Below are 21196 nucleotides of genomic sequence, written 5' to 3' on the forward strand. Positions count from 1 at the left end.
GGCCTCATGAACCGCGGAGGGCGCGGGGGCGGCGGAGGCGGCCGTACCTGCGGTGAGGGCGAGGGCGAGGCCCGCCGCGGTGGCTAAAACTCTGTTGATGCGCATGGGGGCCAATCTGGCTCCCCGTCCCGCCCCGGGGCATCCGGAGGCAGGAGGAGCCGACCCCGGCATGCCACTGAGGGTTCCTCTTGAGGGTTTCTGTAGGAAGTCGACAGGGTCGGCTACGCGCCCCTGTGCGCGCTCGATTCTCCGAACCCATCCGTAGCCCGGTAGTTTTTCCGCACGAGGGTCGACACACGTACGGACACCGCGTGGGGTCGAGCACGACATCTACAAGAGAGGGTGGTCCCTTGAGCCGCTCGGTTCTCGTCACCGGAGGCAACCGCGGCATCGGCCTCGCCATCGCCCGGGCCTTCGCCGACGCAGGCGACAAGGTCGCCATCACCTATCGGTCCGGTGAGCCGCCGGCCGGCTTCCTCGCGGTGAAGTGCGACATCACCGAGCCCGAGCAGGTCGAGCAGGCGTACAAGGAGATCGAGGAGAAGCACGGCGCGGTCGAGGTTCTGGTGGCCAACGCCGGGGTCACCCGCGACCAGCTGCTGATGCGGATGTCGGAGGAGGACTTCTCCGCCGTCCTCGACACCAACCTCACCGGTACGTTCCGCATGGTCAAGCGGGCCAACCGCGCCATGCTGCGGGCCCGTAAGGGGCGCGTGGTGCTGATCTCGTCGGTGGTCGGGCTCATGGGCTCCGCCGGGCAGGCGAACTACGCCGCGTCCAAGGCGGGCCTGGTGGGCTTCGCGCGTTCGCTCGCCCGGGAGCTGGGCTCGCGGAACATCACCGTCAACGTGGTCGCGCCCGGTTTCGTCGACACGGACATGACGCGCGCGCTCAGCGACGAGCAGCGCGAGAACATCGTCAAGCAGGTGCCTGTCGCGCGCTACGCGCAGCCCGAGGAGATCGCCGCCTCGGTCCGCTTCCTGGCCTCCGACGAGGCCGCGTACATCACTGGAGCCGTCATCCCTGTCGACGGCGGATTGGGCATGGGTCACTGAACGACATGAGTGGAATTCTCGCCGGTAAGCGCATCCTCGTCACGGGCGTCATCACCGAGTCCTCGATCGCCTTCCACACCGCGAAGCTCGCCCAGGAGGAGGGCGCCGAGGTCATCCTGACCGGCTTCGGCCGGGTCTCCCTCGTCGAGCGGATCGCCAAGCGGTTGCCCAAGCCCGCCCCGGTCATCGAGCTGGACGTGCAGAACCAGGAGCACCTCGACGGGCTCGCCGACAAGGTGCGCGAGCACCTGGGGGAGGGCGTCGACCTCGACGGTGTCGTGCACTCCATCGCCTTCGGCCCGCAGGGCGCGTTCAACTTCCTGGAGGGCAGCTGGGAGGACGTCGGCACCGCCGTGCACGTCTCGGCGTACTCCCTCAAGGCGCTCACCATGGCCTGCCTGCCGGTCATGCCGCGCGGCGGCTCCATCGTCGGGCTGACCTTCGACGCCCAGTTCGCGTGGCCGAAGTACGACTGGATGGGCGTGGCCAAGGCCGCCCTGGAGTCGACCAGCCGCTACCTCGCCCGCGACCTGGGCGAGAAGAACGTGCGCTGCAACCTGGTCTCGGCCGGGCCCATCAAGTCCATGGCCGCGAAGTCCATCCCGGGCTTCGAGGAGCTGGCGGACGTCTGGAACCACCGGGCCCCGATCGGCTGGGACCTGACCGACCCGGAGCCCGCGGGCCGCGGCGTCGTCGCCCTGCTGTCCGACTGGTTCCCGCGCACCACCGGCGAGATCGTGCACGTCGACGGCGGCGTGCACATGATGGGCGCCTGAGCACCCGGACGCGTCGATACGGCCGCCGTCCCGTCCCGCGTGAGAGCGGGGCAGGGGCGGCGGCCGTTCGCATATCGGCGGTGCATAGCCGCGCATGTCGGCGTGCGTCGGCGGCGCATGTCGGCCGTCACCCGTTCGGACCAGCGGGCGGGCGGGCGGATGGCGCCGCACGCAGGGTGGAGACACGACACGACAAGGCACAACACGACAAGGCACGACTCGCGGAGCGACAGCCCGGCCGAGGAGGTCCTGCCATGCGTACGCCCCGTCGCTTCGCGGTCGCCTCGCTGATCGTCGCAGCGGTCGGGTGCGTGCTCGCCGCGTCCGACTCCGTCGCGTCCGTCGCCTCCGTAGCGTCCGCCCCGCAGGAGCGCCCCCGGCCGCGCGAGGCCGCGTGTTCCACGTCGGTACGCGGCTCGCACGCCACCGCCAGCTGCTTCAACCCCTACCCCGACGCCGACCGGGTGCAGCTGCACGTCGAATGCGCCCGCTGGTGGGACCCGGACATGGACAGCCGCCGGGTGGAGGTGGGCCCGGCGCAGCACGTGGAGCTGGACGAGCGCTGCTGGAAGGACATCCGCAGGGCGTGGGTCACCCACCGCCGCCGCTGAGGGGGCGCTCAGTCGGCCTCGGGCCCGAGGCGGCAGGCGAACGGATGGGTGCTCGCCTCGGCAGCCGCCCGCTCCCCGTCCCGCTGCCGGATGGCCTCCACCAGCCGCGCGTGGTCCACGTACGCCTCGGGGCTCATGCCGTCGGCCACGTCGGCGCGCAGGAAGTCCCGTACGACCGCTCCCAGGTTCCGCGTAGAGCGCCTCCAGGACGTCGTTGTGAGCGGCGGCCACGATCGCCATGTGGAGCGTCGCGTCCGCCTCCAACGAACACGTCCGCGTCGCCGGACTCCCACGCCCGCTCGCGCCGGTCCAACTGCGCGTCGATCTGCTTGACGTCCTGTTCGGTACGGCGCTCCGCGGCCAGCTGCGCGGCCTTCGTCTCCAGGGCGCTGCGCAGCTCGGCCACGTGCCGCGGGTCGGCGCTCGCGAAGCGGCGGTGCATGACCCCGGCCAGCTCGCTGGTCGCGAGGACGTACGTGCCCGAGCCCTGCCGGATGTCCAGCAGGCCGTTGTGCGCCAGCGCGCGCACCGCCTCGCGCACGGTGTTGCGCGCCACCCCGAGCTGCTCGACCAGTTCGGGCTCGGTCGGGATCCGCGAGCCCACCGGCCATTCGCCCGAGGTGATCTCGGCGCGCAGCTGGGCGATCACCTGGTCGGCGAGGGCGGAGCGCTGGGTCGACGTCAGCGGCATGACTCTCCTGTGCCTGGGGCTGCTGGACTGCTGGGGCTGCTGGGGCTACGGGGACTGCTGGGGCTGCGAAACGAGCCGTTCCATCGCGAGCCGTTCCATGATGCCGTCTGGTTGTCACCTCGCGGTTACATATCAACTGGACAGGCATTCATCCCATGATTCTATGATGGTCGGCATGCCCAACGACGACCTCGCGACGCTCGACACCGCGGCCCCTGCCCGACGGGACCACGAACCGCGCCCCGCGCCCTCGCCGTGGCGCCGCCGCATCGTGGTCGTCGGCCTGCTGCTGGCCGCGCTCAACCTGCGCCCCGCCGTCACCAGCCTCGGCCCGCTCCTGAAGGAGGTCCGCGACGACCTCGGCATGAGCGGGACCATCGCCGGGCTGCTCACCTCGATGCCCGCGGCCTGCTTCGCCGTCTTCGGCATCACCGCGCCCCGGCTGGCCCGCCGCTTCGGCCCAGGGGCCGTCGTCTGCACCGGTCTCGCGGCCATCGCCACGGGCCTGGCGCTGCGCCCGTTCGCGGGCGGGACGGTGGCCTTCCTGTGCGCCAGCGCGCTCGGCCTGGCCGGGATCGCGGTCAGCAACATCCTGATGCCGGTGATCGTCAAGGGCTGGTTCCCGGACCGGGTGGGCTCGATGACCGGCCTCTACTCCATGGGGCTGTCGCTGGGCACGGCCAGCGCCGCAGCCGCCACGGTGCCCATGACCGACGCGCTGGGCGGCAGCTGGCGGGCCGGGCTCGGGGTGTGGGCGGTGCTCGCCGGTGTCGCGGTGGTGCCCTGGCTTTTCCTCGCCCGCGACCGTACGCACCGCCGGAGCGAGCGAGCGGCCGCGCCGGAGCCCGCCTCCGACCAGCCCGCCTCCGACCAGCCCGCCTCCGACCAGCCCGCCTCCGACCAGCCCGCGTCCGGCGCGGCGGGCGCCCGGATCACCCGGAGCCCCACCGCCTGGGCGATGGCCGTCTTCTTCGGCCTCCAGTCCACCGCCGCGTACATCACCATGGGCTGGATGCCGCAGATCTTCCGCGACGCGGGGGTCTCCGCCTCCACCTCCGGGGTGCTGCTCGCGGTCATCATGGCCATGGGCGTCCCGCTGGCCTTCGTCCTGCCCCGCATGGCGGCCCGGCTGCGCAACCAGGGCGTGCTGGCCGTGGTCCTCGGCGTCTGCGGGCTCATCGGCTACACCGGGCTGTGGCTGGCCCCGGCGAGCGGCGCCTGGGTGTGGGCCGTCCTGCTCGGCGTCGCCAACTGCGCCTTCCCGCTCGCCCTCACGATGATCAGCATGCGGGCGAGGTCCAGCGCGGGCGTGGTCCGGCTCTCCGCCTTCGCCCAGAGCACCGGCTATCTGCTGTCCATCCCGGGCCCGCTGCTGGTCGGCGCGCTGTACCAGCACAGCGGGGGCTGGGACGCGCCGCTCGCGCTGATGGCCGGGCTGATGGTGCCGCAGATCGTGACGGGCCTGCTGGCCGGGCGTGACCGCACCCTCGAAGACGAGATCTGACCACCGGGTGGGACACTGAGCGCATGCCAGTGCTCGATGAGAACCCGCCGGACGGCCAGAAGAAGCTCCTCCTCATCCTGGGCGTGATGCTCGGGATCACGGTGGTCATCGGCGTGATCGCCACCATCGTCTCCCCCTGACGCCCGCCCGCCCCCGCACCGGGGGTGGGGTCGGCACCACCGTCCCCTAGGGGGCCAGGGTCAGGGGGAACTGGGTGGATCACCGGATGGGAACCGGCCCGCCCGCTCCGTACCGTCGAACCATCCGAAGCAGCGTGGTTCCCCGACCGGAGGCGATCCCCATGTCCGCCCGCATCCCCACCCGGCCCGCGAACCCGGCGGACGGTGGCGTGGACGTCCGGCTGCCGTGGTGGGCCCTCGCGCTGCCCGCCCTCGCCTTCGCGGCGCTGCTGCTCCTGCTGACCGGGCCGTCCGACGCGCAGGCCGCCGGCGGCTCCGGCGCCCTCTCGCAGTTCCTGGAGCTGGTGCGCCAGACCCTCGGCCACCTGGGAGCGTGACCGACCGTGCGCGGGGGCACCCTCCGGTGCGCGGGGGCACCCGCTTTGTGCGCTCACTTTGGTGAGCACCGTTTCAACACCCTGCGCCTCGCCAGCCGTTTCATGCGAAGCTGGGACGCATGAGCGTCGATGTGCCCCGCAGGATTGTCATTCTCCGACACGCCAAGGCCGACTGGCCCGAGGTGGCAGACCATGAGCGGCCGCTCGCGGAGCGCGGCCGCAAGGACGCCCCACTCGCCGGGCGCCGGCTCACCGAAGCCGGTCTGGTCCCCGAACTGACCCTCTGCTCCACGGCCGTGCGCACCCGGGAGACCTGGAAGCTCGTGGTCCATGAGCTGCCCCAGCGCCCCAAGACGGTCTACGAGGAGCGGCTGTACGACGCGTCGCTCGGCGAACTGATCGCAGTCCTCAACGAGACGTCCGACGACATCACCGACCTGCTGGTGGTCGGCCACAACCCCGGGGTGCACGCCCTCGCCGACGCCCTCGCGGGCCAGGCCGCGGAGGGCACCCGGGAGCGGATGACCCGCACCGGCTTCCCCACCTCCGCGATCGCGGTGGTGACCTTCAACGGCTCGTGGAAGTCGGTGGAGCACGGCGTAGGCCGCCTCGACGACTTCTGGGCGCCGCACGAGTAAAAGCCCGCCGCCGTACCCTTCCGCCGCCGTACCGCCCCACCGTTCCGCCGCCGTACCGTTCCGCCCGCCTTGCAACACCGAGGCGGGCGGAACCGGAGCGGTCAGTCCTCTTCGTGCGCGTCCGCGGCCTCGACCTCTTCGCGGGTCACGCCCAGCAGATACAGCACGGTGTCCAGGAACGGCACGTTCACCGCGGTGTGCGCGGCCTCCCGTACGACCGGCTTGGCGTTGAAGGCGACCCCGAGCCCGGCCGCGTTCAACATGTCCAGGTCATTCGCCCCGTCACCGATCGCGACGGTCTGCACCAGCGGCACCCCCGCCTCGGCCGCGAAGCGTCGCAGCAGCCGGGCCTTGCCCGCCCGGTCCACCACCTCGCCGATCACGCGCCCGGTGAGCTTGCCGTCCACGATCTCCAGGGTGTTGGCGGAGGCGAAGTCCAGCCCCAGCCGCTCTTGGAGATCATCGGTGACCTGCGTGAAGCCGCCGGAGACCACTCCCACCTGGTAGCCCAGGCGCTTGAGGGTACGGATCAGGGTGCGGGCGCCGGGCGTCAGCCGGACCTCCGCGCGCACCTTCTCCACCACCGACTCGTCGATCCCCGCCAGCAGCGCGACCCGCGCGTGCAGCGACTGCTCGAAGTCCAGCTCACCGCGCATCGCCCGGGCCGTGACCTCGGCGACCTCGGCCTCGCAGCCCGCGTGGGCCGCGAACAGCTCGATCACCTCGTCCTGGATCAGCGTCGAGTCGACGTCCATGACCACCAGCCGCTGCGCCCGGCGCTGGAGCCCCGACGCCACGACCGCCACGTCGACCCCGATGTCGGCCGCCTCGGTGGCCAGCGCGGTGCGCAGCGGCTCCGTCTCGGCGCCGGACACCTCGAAGTCCACGGCCGTCACCGGATACTTCGCGAGCCGGAAAATACGGTCGATATTGCCGCCGGTGCCGGTGATACGGGAGGCGATCGCGGCCACCGCCTCGGCGGTCAGCGGATGCCCCAGCACGGTGACGTGCGACCGGCCGGTGCCGCGCGGACGGTTGTCGCCCCGGCCCGAGATGATCTCGGCCTGCATCCGCTGCGACTCGGCCCAGCTGTGCACGGTGGCCCGCAGCTCTCCCTCCGCTCCGTCGCCCTTCGGGGCCGTGACCAGGACGCACAGCACGATGCGGCCCCGGGTGACGACCTGCTCTATATCGACTATGTCCACGCCGTACGCGGCGAGGGTGTCGCAGAGCCCGGCGGTGAGGCCGGGACGGTCCTTGCCGAAGATCTTGACAAGGAGGGTGGGATCGCCGTCGGCCGGGACGGCGGTGGCAGGAGGAATCTGCGATGCGCTCATGGTCTTACCACCGTATCCGGCCGCCGCCGCCCGCCGCGCGGCAGCCCGCGTCGTGGACGGCCATGTGGTGGGGAACGTTCATCTGCCGGTCGTCACCGCGTCACCGTTCCGGCCGCTGATCATGATCGTGTCACGTTGCCCGGATCGTCCATGGTCGGCACCATCCGTGCGCGCTTACCGCTTTCTGGGGTTTTCCGGATGAACCAACATGCCCGAGTTGCCGTCTTGCTCAAAACCCGACTTCCGGTTAAGCGGCTGAGCCTGAAATAGTTCCTCACGATGTTCGCCATCCCTAGACTCCCTGACAGGGGGTAGCTCGGGGGACAACTAGTGGGGCATGGAGTGCCGGAACTCGTACTGGAATTGAACGGACGAACCTGGACGCTTGATCCATCCAGGTCATACAGCGTGGGGCGTGACCCACAGGGCGACATGGTGCTGGACGACGCCAGAGTCTCCTGGCGGCATGCCACGGTGCGCTGGGGCGGGCGCAGTTGGGTAGTTGAAGATCACGGCAGTACCAACGGCACTTATGTGCAAGGCCAGCGAATCCAACAGACGGAAATCGGTCCAGGTTCGGCGGTGCATCTCGGCAACGCCACCGATGGCCCCCGCCTGAACGTTTCGGGGGCGGGCGCGGGTGCCGCCGCGTACAGCCCGCAGGGGGCCATGGGCGCCCCTCAGCAGGCACAGCAGCAGCCCCAGCAGGCGCCGCAGCAGTACCAGCAGCCCCCGCAGCAGCCGTATCAGCAGCAGCCCGGCGCGGGCTGGCCGCAGCAGGGCCAGCAGCCTCAGGCGCAGCCCCAGGGGTGGCAGCAGCCCCCGCAGCAGCAGCCGTTCGTACCGCAGCAGCAGAACCCGCGCGACCACCACGCGCAGAACGGCCACGGCGGCGGATCCGGCGGTTCCGACGAGGCGCGGACCGGCCAGGGCGACCGCAGCCCGACCACGTTCCACCAGCTGGACGCGGGCCGGGTGATGCGCATCGGTCGTGCGCTGGAGAACGAGCTGGTCGTCTCCGACCTCCAGGTCTCCCGCAACCACGCCGAGTTCCGGGCGCTGCCCGACGGCCGCTTCGAGATCCGCGACCTCGGCAGCCACAACGGTACGTACGTCAACGGTCAGCCGGTCCGCCAGCAGGTGATCGGCCCGAACGACACCGTCGGCGTCGGCCACTCCACCTTCCGGCTGGTCGGCGACCGGCTCGAGGAGTTCGTCGACACCGGTGACGTCTCCTTCTCGGCCCGCCACCTCACCGTCACCGTCGACGGCGGCAAGCAGATCCTCAAGGACGTCTCCTTCGGGGTTCCCGAGAAGTCGCTGATCGCGGTCATCGGCCCGTCCGGCTCCGGTAAGTCCACGCTGCTGAAGGCGCTCACCGGCTACCGTCCGGCCAACGAGGGCGACGTCCTCTACGACAACCGGAACCTGTACAAGCAGTTCGCCGAGCTGCGCCAGCGCATCGGTCTGGTCCCGCAGGACGACATCCTGCACAAGGAGCTGACCGTCCAGAAGGCGCTCCGGTACGCCGCCAAGCTCCGCTTCCCCGGCGACACCGCGACCGCCGAGCGCGAGGCCCGGATCGACGAGGTGCTGCGCGAGCTGAAGCTCGACATCCACCGCGAGAAGAAGGTCACCGCGCTCTCCGGCGGCCAGCGCAAGCGGGTCTCGGTCGCGCTGGAGCTGCTCACCAAGCCGTCGCTGATCTTCCTGGACGAGCCGACCTCCGGTCTCGACCCGGGCATGGACCGCGACGTCATGCAGCTGCTGCGCGGCCTCGCCGACGACGGCCGTACCGTCCTGGTGGTCACCCACTCGGTCGCCGAGCTGGCGCTGTGCGACAAGCTGCTGGTGATGGCGCCGGGCGGTGCGGTGGCCTACTTCGGCCCGCCGAACGAGGCGCTCAACTTCTTCGGCTACGACAGCTGGGCGGACGTCTTCTCCGCGTTCGAGAACTACCGAGACTACGACTGGTCGGGCCGCTGGCGCGGTTCGCAGCACTACCAGATGTACGCAGCGGACATCGACGCCGTCGCCCCGCAGTCCGTCGATGTGCAGGCGCCGCCCGCGCGGATGCAGAAGTCGCAGGGCTGGGGTTCGCAGCTGTGGACGCTGATACGCCGCTACGTCTCGGTCATCGCGTCCGACAGAGGCTTCCTGGCGCTGATGGTGATCCTGCCCGCCGTGCTCGGCGCGGTCAGTACCGTGATCCCGTCCGACTTCGGCTTCAACAAAGCGCCGAAGGGCCAGTTCAACCAGGACTCGGGCACGATCACCCTGATCCTCGTGGTCGGCATGTGCTTCTCGGGCGCGGCCAACTCCGTACGAGAACTGATCAAGGAACGGGTGATCTACGAACGGGAACGGGCCGTCGGCCTGTCCCGCTCCGCCTATCTGATGTCCAAGGTGATCGTGCTCGGCGTGATCACCGCCTTCCAGGGCGTGATCATCAGCGCCATCGGCTTCTCGGTCCGTGAGCTGCCCGAAGAGGCGCTGATCATGCCGCCGGCCGTCGAGATGTGCGTGGCCATCATCGCGATCGGCTTCACCTCGATGATGGTCGGCCTGGTGATCTCCTCGCTGGTGAAGACCGCCGAGAAGACCATGCCGCTGCTGGTCATGTTCGCGATCATCCAGGTCGTGTTCACCGGCATCCTGTTCAAGATCTACGGATCGCCGGGCATCGAGCAGTTCGCGTATCTGATGCCCGCCCGCTGGGCGGTCGGCGCGGTCGGCGCGACGCTGGACCTGGGCCCCGGCCCGGGCCATCTGATGGCGCCCTGGGACCGCAAGAAGCCGCTGGACACCGACCCGCTGTGGGAGCACACCACGACCCAGTGGGCCATCGACATGGGCGTCCTGCTGGCGCTCGGCATCATCTGCGCGTTCGCGGTGGCGCGGCTGCTGCGCCGCCATGAGCCGGAGGTCATGCGCAAGTAGCGGAACGGCGCGCAGCGCAGCCCGAAGGGCGGCGGCACCCCTCGCACACAGGGGATGCCGCCGCCCTTCGGCGTGTGAACGCCGGGCTTAGTACGGGCCGTTGACGTTGTCGATGGAGCCGTACCGGTCGGCGGCGTAGTTGCACGCGGCGACGATGTTGGCGACCGGGTCGTACTGGTCGAAGGGCGTGCCCGGGACGTGGTACGTCTGGAAGGTCGGCAGGATGACCTGGAGCAGGCCCTTGGACGGAACACCGTTCTGGGCGTTGATGTCCCAGTTGTTGATCGCCTTCGGGTTACCGCCGGACTCCCGGATGACGTTCTTGTAGATGCCGTTGTAGGTACCCGGGATGTTGTGCTTCTTCATGATGTCGAGGGATTCCCGGATCCAGCCGTCAAGGTTGTTCGGGTAGGTCTTCTTGGCGGCGGCGAGCTTGGCGCGCGCGGCGGCACGGCTCGCGGCCTCCTTGGCGGCGCGCTCCTTGGCGGCCTTCGCCGCGGCAGCCTTGGCCGCGGCGGCTTCCTTGGCGGCCGCTTCGGCGGCGGCCTTCTTCGCGGCAGCGGCTTCCGCGGCCTTCTTCTGCGCGGCCTCGGCCTGCGCCTGCTTGCTGGTAAGGGCGGCCTGCTTCAGGAGAACCTCCTGCTGGGCCTTGCTGTCGACCTTCTGCGAGGTGAAGGCGACCGGCTTCGCCGGCAGGTCCTTGGCCGTCGTTTTGGCATCGGCGTTGCCACCGGGGACGAGCGCGAAGGCTACGGCGGCAGCGCTGGCCGCCGCGATGCCGGCGGCGGAGTACTTGGTCTTCTTGTTCAGGCGGTTGTAGCCAGAGACGCTAGGCAGGGGCATGGCGGAGTAGACCTCTTCCAATCGCTATGTGTCGCAGGCCAAATCGGCGCCTTGTGCGCCGTCTGGATCCACGGCGCCGTGCGACTGGGGGAAATTCTTAGCGTCCGCAAAATGCTGTGGCAAAGGTGTGACATACGATGCTGCTTAGTGGATAAGTACGTCTTCCCTGCCTGCGAGAACGGGCGTCGTCCCCGCTCATGCCGGGTTAAAACATCCACTAACCGAGTTCGTAAGTGATTTGGGTCCTGTGTCAGGGCTCACATTGCAGAGTCTTTAATATTGCGAGGTGTGCCCGAGCAAATGCGGAGTGTCGCCGAATTTCCGGCCCTTGCAACAGCCCCTTCCGGCGCTTCTCCCGCGCTCCTCGTCCTAGGCCCCGGACTAGGTCTGGAGTCGCAATGAAGCGCTGCCGAAAGGCCTATACGCACGCTGTCGCGGCGCCGGTACGGTGAGGCCCATGACCAAAGGACCGGGCGGTGGAACCGGGGCGGGGCTGGCCTGGGTGAGCAGTGCGCTCCTCGCGATGAGCAGGCATCTGGAGGTCCGGGATGTCCTAAAGACCATCGTTGTGTCCGCTCGTGAGCTGCTTGACGCGGAGTACTCGGCACTGGGGGTTCCGGACGACCACGGGGGTTTTGCCCAGTTCGTAGTAGATGGCGTCAGTGACGAGCAGTGGAAGGCCATCGGACCGCTGCCCCGCCAGCACGGGATCCTCGCCGCGATGCTCAAGGACGCCACCCCGCAGCGACTGGCCGATGTCCGGCGGGATCCGCGATTCGAGGGCTGGCCCCCGGAGCATCCGGACATGTCGGACTTTATTGGACTTCCCATTGCGGATGGGGAGGAAGTTCTCGGCGCGCTCTTCCTGGCCAACAAGCGTTGCGCGAAACCGGAGGGCGGCTGCGGCTTCACCGCCGAGGACGAGGAGCTGCTGGCGATCCTCGCCCAGCACGCCGCCATCGCCCTCACCAACGCCCGGCTCTACGAGCGCAGCCGTGAGCTGACCATCGCGGGGGAGCGCGCCCGGCTCGCCCATGAGCTGCACGACGCCGTCTCCCAGAAGCTCTTCTCGCTGCGGCTGACCGCCCAGGCCGCCGCCGCGCTCGTGGACCGCGACCCGGTCCGCGCCAAGGAGGAGCTGCATCAGGTCACGGCCCTCGCCGCCGAGGCCGCCGACGAGCTGCGCTCCGCCGTGGTGGAGCTGCGCCCCGCCGCGCTCGACGAGGACGGCCTGGTCGCGACCCTGCGTACCCAGGTGCAGGTCCTGGACCGGGCCCACACCGCCCGGGTCACCTTCGAGGCCCTCGGCGTACGGGCGCTGCCCGCCGCCCAGGAGGAGGCGCTGCTGAGGGTCGCCCAGGAGGCCTTGCACAACGCCCTGCGCCACGCCGGTGCCCGGCGGGTCGACGTCACCCTCTCCCGGCACGGCCAGGGCGCCCTGCTGCGGGTGAGCGACGACGGGCGGGCGGCTTCGACCCCTCGGCGGTGCGCCGGGCGGGGCGGCACCTGGGGCTGGTGTCGATGCGCGACCGGGCGAGCGGCGTCGGCGGCGGACTGACGGTGGAGTCGGCACCCGGCAAGGGAGCCGTGATCGAGATGGAGGTGCCCGGTGGGTGAGCGACGGGACGGAGCGGCGATCCGGGTGCTGCTCGTCGACGACCACCAGGTGGTGCGGCGCGGCCTGCGGACCTTCCTGGAGGTGCAGGACGACATCGACGTGGTCGGCGAGGCCGCGGACGGGGAGGAGGGCATCGCCCGGGCCGAGGAGCTGCGCCCCGACATCGTCCTGATGGACGTCAAGATGCCCGGCATCGACGGCATCGAGGCGCTGCGCAAACTGCGTGGCCTGGGCAACCCGGCCCGGGTACTGGTCGTGACGAGTTTCACCGAGAAGCGCACCGTGGTCCCCGCCCTGCGCGCGGGCGCGGCCGGTTACGTCTACAAGGACGTGGACCCCGAGGCCCTCGCCAGTGCCATACGGTCCGTCCACGCCGGGCATGTGGTGCTCCAGCCCGAGGTGGCCGACGCGCTGCTCTCCCAGGACGAGGCGGGCGGCGGCCAGGGGCGCGGGGGTTCCCTCACCGACCGGGAGCGGGAGGTGCTGGGTCTGATCGCGGACGGCCGGTCGAACCGGGAGATCGCGCGCAGGCTCGTACTGTCCGAAAAGACCGTAAAGACACATGTGTCCAACATTCTTATGAAGTTGGACCTGGCCGACCGCACTCAGGCCGCACTCTGGGCGGTACGCCACGGAATCGGGGCATGAACAGCGTTTCTCCGTGCAATCACACCAACGTGTGTATGTCACCCGAACAGCGCAACTCCGCCCGCCCCCGGCCGTTCTTCACGGCGTACTGCGGCGATTCGCCGCAGCGACGTTATGGACGAAGGGTCTTGAGAAGTGAAGAACATCAAGAGGATCGCTGCCATCACCATCGCGGCCGGCGGTCTTGCCGTCGCCGGTGCGGGTGTCGCCTCCGCCCAGGACGGTCCCATGGCCGACGGCGGGGCGACGATGTCCCCGGGTGTCGTCTCGGGCAACAACGCCCAGGTGCCCGTCCATGTGCCGGTGGGTGTCCACTGCAACACCGTCTCGGTCATCGGGACGATGAACCCGAGCTTCTGCGACTGAGCCCGCCCCTCGGAGCAGACGCACCGCGCACCACCCCGGCCGGCCCCGGAGGCATCGCCTCCGGGGCCGGCCCCATGCGTCCTGAGCATCCGCCCGGGCGTCAGAACCCGCCCCGCTCCAGCTCCTCCACATACGCGTTGTACGCCGCCACCTGCGCCCGCCGCGCCGTGCGCTCCACCGGACGCAGCGCCTCCGCCCGGGCCGCGATCTCCGACGCGCTCACCGCCCCGCCGTGGTCCTTGCCGTCCCCGCCCGGTGCGTACGCGATGGCGATCAGCGCGCCCACCCGCTGCGCCAGCTCCAGCACCCGCAGCGCCCGCGGCGGATAGCCCGGCGCCAGCACCTCGCGCCCCCGCTCCGCCCGCGCCCGGTACGCCTCCAGGGCCGCCTGGGCGGCCGGACCGGCCCCGGCCACATTCAGCCGGGACAGCACCTCGGTCGCCTCCCGCAGCGCCTCGGCCAGCTCCCGCTCGGCCTCGCCGAGCGACGGCACGTCCGCCGGGGGAGCCTCCCGCACCGGCAGACAGCGCCACAGAACCTCGACGTGCTGATCGCCCTCGGGCCCCACCGCCGACACCTCGGGCACCAGGCCCAGCGCCACCCCCGTGGCCAGCACCGCCTCGCCCGCGTCGAGCGCCTTCTGGTTGAACTCCGGCGGTCCGCTCAGCCCCAGCGGATGTCCCGCTATCGGCAGCGCCACCCGCAGCCCCTTGGCCCCGAGCGCCCTCAGCCGCCCCAGCGCCAGCGTCAGTCCGACCGGACCGGACTCGCCGGGCAGCTCCGCCACCCGGTGCGACGCGTCGTCCCCGGCGATCCGGTGCGCGGCGTCGTCCGGCGGGACAAGTCCGGCGAGAAGGGCATTTCCCCAAGCTGCGAGGCGCCCTGAACGTGGTTCATCGAGCATGGAACCAGCCTAAGGACTGCCACCGACAACGCGTGGCGTAGGTTTTCCTCTGGGGGCTGCGCCCACAGGCGCACGCGACACTCGAGACTGCAATGGGAGACAACGCGCTCATGAGCGAGGTTCTGGAGCTGGTGGACGTATCCGTGGTCCGCGACGGTCGGGCTCTGGTGGACGACGTCTCCTGGTCGATCAAAGAAGGCGAGCGCTGGGTGATCCTCGGCCCCAACGGTGCCGGGAAGACCACCCTGCTCAATCTCGCGTCGAGCTACCTCTACCCGAGCGCCGGGTCCGCCCGGATCCTCGGCGAGCAGCTCGGCGCCGTGGACGTCTTCGAGCTGCGCCCGCGCATCGGCATGGCGGGCATCGCCATGGCCGACAAGCTGCCGCGCCGCCAGACCGTCCTCCAGACCGTGCTCACCGCCGCGTACGGCATGACCGCGCACTGGCAGGAGAACTACGACGCGGTCGACGAGTCCCGGGCCCGTGCCTTCCTCGACCGCCTCGGCATGAACGAATACCTCGACCGCAAGTTCGGCACCCTCTCCGAGGGCGAGCGCAAGCGCACCCTCATCGCCCGCGCGATGATGATCGACCCCGAACTGCTGCTCCTCGACGAGCCGGCGGCAGGGCTCGACCTCGGGGGCCGCGAGGACCTCGTACGCCGTCTCGGACGGCTCGCCCGCGACCCGTACGCGCCGTCGATGATCATGGTGACACATCACGTCGAGGAAATCCCCCCGGGCTTCACCCACGTCCTGATGATCCGTCAGGGCAAGGTGCTCACCGCCGGGCCCATCGACATGGAGCTGACCTCCCGTAACCTCTCGCGCTGCTTCGGGCTCCCGCTGCTCGTCGAGCGCAACGGTGACCGCTGGACCGCGCAGGGCCTGCCGCTGACCTGAAACCGCCCTCCGATGGCCTGAACCTCCGCCCCGAACACGGCGCATGCTTTCCACACCCCGAACTGCGCCCTGTTCCCCGACGGACCATGAGAACTACCATGACCTTGTGGATCCGTGGGTTTGGTGGCTGATCGCCGCCGTAGGACTGGGCATTCCGCTCGTGCTGACCGCGATGCCCGAATTCGGGATGGTCGCGGTCGGTGCGGTCGCCGGTGCGATCACCGACGCGCTCGGCGGCGGCGTCGTGCTCCAGGTGATCGTCTTCTGTGCCGTCTCGGTCGCGCTGGTCGCCGTCGTCCGCCCGATGGCGGTGCGCAGCCGGCAGCAGCAACCCGGGCTGCGCAGCGGCGTCGAAGCGCTGAAAGGCCGGCAGGCCGTCGTCCTCGAACGGGTCGACGACAGCGGCGGCGGCCGCATCAAGCTGGCCGGTGAGATCTGGTCCGCCCGTTCCCTCGACCCCGACCAGGCCTATGAACCGGGCCAGCAGGTCGACGTCGTCGAGATCGACGGCGCCACCGCCGTCGTCATGTAGACGTCGTAGTACCAAGAGCTGAGCCCCACCCCGCTCAGCTGCGGAGTCGGCCGTCGATCTGACAGACTCCACCCACAAGACCGGACTTGATCATCCCGATCATCCAGAAGCACGCATGAAGGGCACGGGGAGCCGCTGTGGAACCGATCATCATCGTCCTGATCATCCTGGTGGTGCTCGTCTTCATCGCACTGATCAAGACGATCCAGGTCATCCCGCAGGCCAGTGCCGCCATCGTGGAACGCTTCGGCCGCTATACGCGCACCCTCAACGCGGGCCTCAACATCGTCGTCCCGTTCATCGACTCGATCCGCAACCGCGTCGACCTCCGCGAACAGGTCGTCCCGTTCCCGCCGCAGCCGGTGATCACCCAGGACAACCTGGTCGTGAACATCGACACCGTCATCTACTACCAGGTGACCGACGCCCGGGCCGCCACCTACGAGGTCGCCAGCTACATCCAGGCGATCGAGCAGCTGACCGTCACCACCCTGCGGAACATCATCGGCGGCATGGACCTGGAGCGCACCCTGACCTCCCGTGAGGAGATCAACGCGGCGCTGCGCGGCGTCCTCGACGAGGCCACCGGCAAGTGGGGCATCCGCGTCAACCGCGTCGAGCTGAAGGCCATCGAGCCGCCGACCTCCATCCAGGACTCGATGGAGAAGCAGATGCGCGCCGACCGTGACAAGCGCGCCGCGATCCTCCAGGCCGAAGGTGTCCGGCAGTCCGAGATCCTGCGCGCCGAGGGTGAGAAGCAGTCCGCGATCCTGCGGGCCGAGGGTGAGTCCAAGGCCGCCGCGCTGCGCGCCGAGGGCGAGGCCCAGGCGATCCGTACGGTCTTCGAGTCCATCCACGCCGGAGACCCGGACCAGAAGCTGCTCTCCTACCAGTACCTCCAGATGCTGCCGAAGATCGCCGAGGGCGACGCCAACAAGCTCTGGATCGTGCCCAGCGAGATCGGCGACGCCCTCAAGGGCCTCGGCGGGGCCATGGGCAACTTCGGCCCGCTGACCGGCGGGAACGGCGGCGGCGCCGCCCCGGCCGCACCGACGGGCACCGGCAAGGAGGCCGCCCCGCGCCGCGAGCAGCCCAGGATCGACTGACGCGCTGACGACTGGAGGGCCGGTACCCCGCGGGGCACCGGCCCTCCGGCCTTTTATGACGGCTTACGGACTCAGGCGGGCAGCGCCAGCCACTCCGGCAGCCCGTCCCGCTCGACCGCCCCCAGCGCCAGCAGCAGGGCATCCGAAGGCGTCGGCTCGAACGGCGACTTGAGCAGCCGCATCCCCGCCTGCTCCGGAGTCCGGTCCGCCTTGCGGTGGTTGTCCTCCGCGCAGGACGCCACGGTGTTCAGCCAGGTGTCCCCGCCGCCGCGCGACCGCGGCACCACGTGGTCCACGGTCGTCGCCCGCCGCCCGCAGTACGCGCACCGGTGCTGATCCCGCACCAGCACCCCGCGCCGCGACCACGGGGCACGTCTTCGGAACGGCACCCGTACGTAACGGCAGAGCCGGATCACCCGCGGCACCGGCAGATCGACCTCCGCGGCGCGCACCCGCAGCCCGGGATGGGCGCGTTCGACGACGGCCTTCTCCTGAAGGACCAGCACCACCGCACGCCGCAGCGTCACCGTCGACAGCGGCTCGAAGCTCGCGTTCAGAACCAGCGTCTCGCGCATCCCGACCACCTCCCGCATCCCGGCCACGCCCGCCTCTCCGTGGCGGGCGGGCCGGGATCAACTCTGGCCGGGAGGACGGCCGGGGACAACGCAATTTCGCGGCGTCAGCCCGCTGCCGGAACCTCGTACTCGGCGATCAGCTGCGCCCGGCCCAGCGTGTGGAACCGCAGGTTGAAGCCGACCACCGCGGGCGACGCGTCCGCGTCCGGGCCCAGCTTCTCGGTGTCCACCGCGTACACCGTGAACACATAGCGGTGCGACCCGTCCCCGGGCGGCGGCGCGGCCCCGCCGAAGTCCCGGGTGCCGAAGTCGTTACGGGCGTGCACGGCCCCCTCGGGAAGCCCCGCGAAGCCACCGCCGCCCGCCCCGGTCGGCAGCTCCGTCACGGTCGCCGGAATGTCGAACAGCACCCAGTGCCAGAACCCGCTCCCGGTCGGCGCGTCCGGGTCGTAGCAGGTGACGGCGAAGCTCTTCGTCCCCTCCGGGAAACCCTCCCAGCGGAGCTGCGGCGAGGTGTTCCCCTCCGCGTAGACCTGGGCGGACGGCAGCGTGCCGCCCGCCTCCACCCCGTCGCTCACCACGGTGAACGAGGGCACCGGCGGATGGAAGTCATGGGGGAGCGGGCGCCGGTTCTGATCGGACACGTCGAAAACCTCCTGATGATCGCGGTTGATCAGCTGTCCGGCCAGCCTAACGAGACCCGGCCGCCGCGGGCTGGCACCATGGCGCCCATGACCGGCCCGACCCCCGTCCTCCCCCTGCACCTCGACGACGTGTCCGACAAGGACGGCTTCCTCGCGCGCTGCGCCCGGGACCTGCGCTTCCCCGAGTGGTACGGGCACAACTGGGACGCACTCGCCGACTGCCTCACCGACCTCTCCTGGTGGGGCGAGGGCGCCGAGCCCAGCGGCTACCTGCTGCGGGTCCGTGGCTGGAACGCGTTCCGCGACGCGGCACCCGAGGCCGCGGCGATCGCGGCGGACATCCTCAGCGACGCCGTGACGTACTGGTCCGCCCATGGCACACCGCTGACCATCTGGTACGACGACGGCCCGGACGACTCATAGCGCGACATGGCGCGCGGGGCGCACACCGAACGCATCGGTGCACGCCCCGCGGGGACGTCGTAGGGGGGGCCGGAACCGGCGAGGGTTCAGAGCCAGTTGCGCTTGCCGCCGACCTCGGCGAGCCACTGGTTCAGATACGCGGCCCAGTCCGTCTCCTGGTACGACTCCAGGCCGACCGTGAAGGACCGGTACGAGTCGCTGCCCGAGCTGAACAGGCCCGGCTTCTTGTCCATCTCCAGGACGATGTCCATCTCGCGGTCGTCCGCGACGAAGGACAGCTCGACCTGGTTGAGCCCCCGGTACTGCTGCGGCGCGTGGAACTCGATCTCCTGGTAGAAGGGCAGCTTCTGGCGCGTCCCGCGGATGTGCCCCTTCTCCAAGTCGGCGTTCTTGAACCGGAAACCGAGGGCGCCGAACGCGTCCAGGATTGCCTGCTGCGCGGGGAGCGGATGCACATTGACCGGGTCGAGGTCGCCCGAGTCCACCGCACGCGCGATCGCCAGCTCCGTCGTCACACCCACGTTCATCCCGGTCAGATGACGTCCCAGGAACGTCGTGACCGGGGTCTCCCAGGGGATCTCCAGACCGAACTGCACCGCGTGCACCGCACCCGGCTGCACCTCGAACGCGCCGCCCAGCTGCTGCCGGGTGAACTCGATGTTCTGCTTGATCTCCTGGTCGTCCCGCTCCACCTCGACCCGGGCTTGAAGGCCGACGGAGAGCCCCTCGATCTGCTGCGCGACGGAGCCCCCCTGGATCCGGACCTCGCCCTGTACGACGCCACCCGGGACGACGTTCTCCTCGGTCAGCACCGTCTCCACCGAGGCGCCACCGGCGCCCAGACTCGCGAGCAGCTTCTTGAAGCCCATGTTCTCCCTCTCAAAGACGCGGTCGCGCCGACGCTTTCGCGCCATGACTCGATCGCGTCGATCGCTGTTGAACAGTAGATACGCGGAACAGCCGCGAGCGGTTCCGCAGCTCATAGCCTTACAGCGCACCGGCCCCGCTCCAACCACCGGCACCTATCGGTTCCACTACGCTCGGACCGCGTGACTGACGGAGCCGAAGTGACCGATGGACCCGACCGCACGCCGCTGGCCCGCACCTTCTTCGACCGCCCGGTCCTGGAGGTCGCCCCGGACCTGCTCGGCCGCACCCTCGTCCGCCGCACCCCCGAGGGCCCGATCGAGCTGCGCCTGACCGAGGTCGAGGCGTACGCGGGCCCGGCCGATCCAGGCTCGCACGCCTACCGCGGCCGCACCGAGCGCAACGCCGTGATGTTCGGTCCCCCGGGCCATGCGTATGTCTACTTCACCTACGGCATGTGGCATTGCCTCAACCTGGTCTGCGGACCGGAGGGCTCCCCGAGCGGGGTCCTGCTGCGCGCGGGGGAGGTGCTCTACGGACACGAGCACGCCCATGAGCGTCGGCCCAAGGCGCGCAACCACCACGAATTGGCCAAGGGGCCCGCCCGGCTGGCCACGGCACTCGGTGTCGACCGCCGGCTGGACGGCACCGATGTGTGCGCGGGTCCCCAGGCCCCGCTGGAGATACTCACCGGCTGCCCCGCCCGGCCCGAACAGGTGCTCAGCGGACCCCGCACAGGAGTCGGCGGCGAGGGCGCCACCCACCCGTGGCGCTTCTGGATCGAGGGCGAGCGCTCGGTCAGCCCGTACCGGGCACACACCCCGAGGCGCCGCGGTCCGACGCGCCGTCAGGTGGAAACTTGACTCCGGTCGGCCGGGGGCCTAACGTAGCCCGAGCCGCTTGAGATGGGCAGCGCTGTCGGCACGACCATGAGGTCGGGTCCCAGCAAGCCCCAGGTGGCCAACCACTACTGACACTTCCCCAACAGGGTCCTATTTCGCTGCGCGAAATCATGCCCTGGGGCTCCGATTAGGAGCTGAGCGGGAAATTCGCTAAAGTGGTGGACACGCCGGAAGGCGCGAAACACCCCGCTCCAACAGGGGGCCGGAAACGGAATTCGGACCGGAAACGGAACGGAAAACGGATCTGGTAAGGTTGGAAACACGAAAGGCCGAAAGGCCCGGAGGGAAAGCCCGGAGAAACCGGTGATACGGTTTCAAAGGAAGCGATCGTTCCTTGAGAACTCAACAGCGTGCCAAAAGTCAACGCCAGATATGTTGATACCCCGTCCACATCGGTCACTTGATCGACGGACGAGGTTCCTTTGAAGAAACACACAGCGAGGACGCTGTGAACGAGCTGGATTATTCCTCCGGCTTGTTCCGCTCTCGTGATGTGTAACCAGGATTACCTGGAAGCATTCACGGAGAGTTTGATCCTGGCTCAGGACGAACGCTGGCGGCGTGCTTAACACATGCAAGTCGAACGATGAAGCCCTTCGGGGTGGATTAGTGGCGAACGGGTGAGTAACACGTGGGCAATCTGCCCTTCACTCTGGGACAAGCCCTGGAAACGGGGTCTAATACCGGATATGATCACCGGCCGCATGGTCTGGTGATGGAAAGCTCCGGCGGTGAAGGATGAGCCCGCGGCCTATCAGCTTGTTGGTGGGGTGATGGCCTACCAAGGCGACGACGGG

21 protein-coding genes and 2 pseudogenes are annotated in these 21196 nt (G+C 69.8%); 16 read left to right on the forward strand and 7 right to left on the reverse strand.

Features of this window, described 5'->3' with window-relative positions; genetic code table 11:
• Nucleotides 1-350 precede the first annotated feature (350 nt).
• The 3 genes from fabG (at nucleotide 351) to SSOG_RS34910 (ending at nucleotide 2442) form a co-directional block, all read left to right on the forward strand.
• The gene (gene fabG, locus SSOG_RS34900; protein WP_009718980.1) at nucleotides 351-1055 is read left to right on the forward strand and encodes a 3-oxoacyl-[acyl-carrier-protein] reductase; all 705 of its coding nucleotides are present in this window, start codon (nucleotides 351-353) and stop codon (nucleotides 1053-1055) included.
• 5 nt (nucleotides 1056-1060) lie between these two features.
• Nucleotides 1061-1831, forward strand: a complete 771-nt coding sequence (gene fabI, locus SSOG_RS34905) for an enoyl-ACP reductase FabI (RefSeq protein ID WP_039939381.1) — start codon at nucleotides 1061-1063, stop codon at nucleotides 1829-1831.
• A gap of 254 nt (nucleotides 1832-2085) precedes the next feature.
• Nucleotides 2086-2442, forward strand: coding sequence for a hypothetical protein (locus tag SSOG_RS34910; protein WP_039939383.1), 357 nt, complete (start codon nucleotides 2086-2088; stop codon nucleotides 2440-2442).
• An 8-nt stretch (nucleotides 2443-2450) separates the two neighbouring features.
• Here the strand turns inward: SSOG_RS34910 and SSOG_RS34915 are convergent.
• A pseudogene (locus SSOG_RS34915) lies at nucleotides 2451-3133 on the reverse strand (FadR/GntR family transcriptional regulator).
• 175 nt (nucleotides 3134-3308) lie between these two features.
• On the opposite strand from SSOG_RS34915, the gene SSOG_RS34920 reads away from it, so the two are divergent.
• The 4 genes from SSOG_RS34920 (at nucleotide 3309) to SSOG_RS34930 (ending at nucleotide 5792) form a co-directional block, all read left to right on the forward strand.
• The gene (locus SSOG_RS34920; RefSeq protein WP_009718984.1) at nucleotides 3309-4637 is read left to right on the forward strand and encodes a CynX/NimT family MFS transporter; all 1329 of its coding nucleotides are present in this window, start codon (nucleotides 3309-3311) and stop codon (nucleotides 4635-4637) included.
• 23 nt (nucleotides 4638-4660) lie between these two features.
• Complete coding sequence (locus SSOG_RS57620; protein ID WP_257231780.1) at nucleotides 4661-4777, forward strand: SGM_5486 family transporter-associated protein; 117 nt, start codon at nucleotides 4661-4663, stop codon at nucleotides 4775-4777.
• Nucleotides 4778-4938: 161 nt separating this feature from the next.
• Nucleotides 4939-5154 (forward strand): hypothetical protein, encoded by a 216-nt coding sequence (locus SSOG_RS34925; RefSeq protein ID WP_039939384.1) that lies wholly within the window; start codon nucleotides 4939-4941, stop codon nucleotides 5152-5154.
• A gap of 119 nt (nucleotides 5155-5273) precedes the next feature.
• Complete coding sequence (locus tag SSOG_RS34930) at nucleotides 5274-5792, forward strand: SixA phosphatase family protein (protein WP_039939385.1); 519 nt, start codon at nucleotides 5274-5276, stop codon at nucleotides 5790-5792.
• 101 nt (nucleotides 5793-5893) lie between these two features.
• Here SSOG_RS34930 and serB read toward each other — a convergent pair whose 3' ends face one another.
• The gene (gene serB / locus SSOG_RS34935; RefSeq protein WP_009718987.1) at nucleotides 5894-7129 is read right to left on the reverse strand and encodes a phosphoserine phosphatase SerB; all 1236 of its coding nucleotides are present in this window, start codon (nucleotides 7127-7129) and stop codon (nucleotides 5894-5896) included.
• Between the two features lie 330 nt (nucleotides 7130-7459).
• Between serB and SSOG_RS34940 the strand changes: the two genes are divergently transcribed.
• Nucleotides 7460-10069: an ABC transporter ATP-binding protein/permease gene (locus SSOG_RS34940; protein ID WP_009718988.1), complete on the forward strand. Its 2610-nt coding sequence runs from the start codon at nucleotides 7460-7462 to the stop codon at nucleotides 10067-10069.
• Nucleotides 10070-10156: 87 nt separating this feature from the next.
• On the opposite strand, the gene SSOG_RS34945 is transcribed toward SSOG_RS34940, so the two are convergent.
• On the reverse strand, nucleotides 10157-10912 hold the full coding sequence (locus SSOG_RS34945; protein WP_039939387.1) for a transglycosylase SLT domain-containing protein: 756 nt from the start codon (nucleotides 10910-10912) through the stop codon (nucleotides 10157-10159).
• Nucleotides 10913-11369: 457 nt separating this feature from the next.
• On the opposite strand from SSOG_RS34945, the pseudogene SSOG_RS34950 reads away from it, so the two are divergent.
• The 3 genes and pseudogenes from SSOG_RS34950 (at nucleotide 11370) to SSOG_RS34960 (ending at nucleotide 13544) form a co-directional block, all read left to right on the forward strand.
• A pseudogene (locus tag SSOG_RS34950) lies at nucleotides 11370-12529 on the forward strand (GAF domain-containing sensor histidine kinase).
• Entirely contained in the window at nucleotides 12522-13178 is a 657-nt protein-coding gene (locus tag SSOG_RS34955) for a response regulator (RefSeq protein WP_009718991.1), read from the forward strand. The pseudogene SSOG_RS34950 and the gene SSOG_RS34955 overlap by 8 nt, the downstream one beginning before the upstream one ends.
• A 135-nt stretch (nucleotides 13179-13313) precedes the next feature.
• Nucleotides 13314-13544 carry a chaplin gene (locus tag SSOG_RS34960; protein ID WP_009718992.1) on the forward strand — a complete coding sequence of 77 codons (231 nt, stop codon included), beginning with the start codon at nucleotides 13314-13316 and terminating at the stop codon, nucleotides 13542-13544.
• A 100-nt stretch (nucleotides 13545-13644) separates the two neighbouring features.
• On the opposite strand, the gene SSOG_RS34965 is transcribed toward SSOG_RS34960, so the two are convergent.
• Nucleotides 13645-14448: a hypothetical protein gene (locus SSOG_RS34965; protein ID WP_009718993.1), complete on the reverse strand. Its 804-nt coding sequence runs from the start codon at nucleotides 14446-14448 to the stop codon at nucleotides 13645-13647.
• A 110-nt stretch (nucleotides 14449-14558) separates the two neighbouring features.
• On the opposite strand from SSOG_RS34965, the gene SSOG_RS34970 reads away from it, so the two are divergent.
• The 3 genes from SSOG_RS34970 (at nucleotide 14559) to SSOG_RS34980 (ending at nucleotide 16988) form a co-directional block, all read left to right on the forward strand.
• Nucleotides 14559-15350, forward strand: coding sequence for an ABC transporter ATP-binding protein (locus SSOG_RS34970; RefSeq protein ID WP_009718994.1), 792 nt, complete (start codon nucleotides 14559-14561; stop codon nucleotides 15348-15350).
• A gap of 106 nt (nucleotides 15351-15456) precedes the next feature.
• Nucleotides 15457-15882 (forward strand): NfeD family protein, encoded by a 426-nt coding sequence (locus SSOG_RS34975; RefSeq protein WP_009718995.1) that lies wholly within the window; start codon nucleotides 15457-15459, stop codon nucleotides 15880-15882.
• Between the two features lie 137 nt (nucleotides 15883-16019).
• Nucleotides 16020-16988, forward strand: coding sequence for an SPFH domain-containing protein (locus tag SSOG_RS34980; protein ID WP_009718996.1), 969 nt, complete (start codon nucleotides 16020-16022; stop codon nucleotides 16986-16988).
• Nucleotides 16989-17059: 71 nt separating this feature from the next.
• Here the strand turns inward: SSOG_RS34980 and SSOG_RS34985 are convergent, their stop codons facing one another.
• Nucleotides 17060-17563: an HNH endonuclease gene (locus tag SSOG_RS34985; RefSeq protein ID WP_009718997.1), complete on the reverse strand. Its 504-nt coding sequence runs from the start codon at nucleotides 17561-17563 to the stop codon at nucleotides 17060-17062.
• Between the two features lie 104 nt (nucleotides 17564-17667).
• On the reverse strand, nucleotides 17668-18207 hold the full coding sequence (locus SSOG_RS34990) for a YbhB/YbcL family Raf kinase inhibitor-like protein (RefSeq protein ID WP_009718998.1): 540 nt from the start codon (nucleotides 18205-18207) through the stop codon (nucleotides 17668-17670).
• A gap of 87 nt (nucleotides 18208-18294) precedes the next feature.
• On the opposite strand from SSOG_RS34990, the gene SSOG_RS34995 reads away from it, so the two are divergent.
• Nucleotides 18295-18630, forward strand: a complete 336-nt coding sequence (locus SSOG_RS34995) for a barstar family protein (RefSeq protein WP_039939388.1) — start codon at nucleotides 18295-18297, stop codon at nucleotides 18628-18630.
• A gap of 86 nt (nucleotides 18631-18716) precedes the next feature.
• Here the strand turns inward: SSOG_RS34995 and SSOG_RS35000 are convergent, their stop codons facing one another.
• Nucleotides 18717-19499: a sporulation protein gene (locus SSOG_RS35000; protein WP_009718999.1), complete on the reverse strand. Its 783-nt coding sequence runs from the start codon at nucleotides 19497-19499 to the stop codon at nucleotides 18717-18719.
• A gap of 198 nt (nucleotides 19500-19697) precedes the next feature.
• On the opposite strand from SSOG_RS35000, the gene SSOG_RS35005 reads away from it, so the two are divergent.
• Entirely contained in the window at nucleotides 19698-20360 is a 663-nt protein-coding gene (locus SSOG_RS35005; RefSeq protein ID WP_009719000.1) for a DNA-3-methyladenine glycosylase, read from the forward strand.
• Nucleotides 20361-21196 lie beyond the last annotated feature (836 nt).

This window comes from Streptomyces himastatinicus ATCC 53653 (assembly GCF_000158915.1).
Classification (GTDB): Bacteria; Actinomycetota; Actinomycetes; order Streptomycetales; family Streptomycetaceae; genus Streptomyces; species Streptomyces himastatinicus.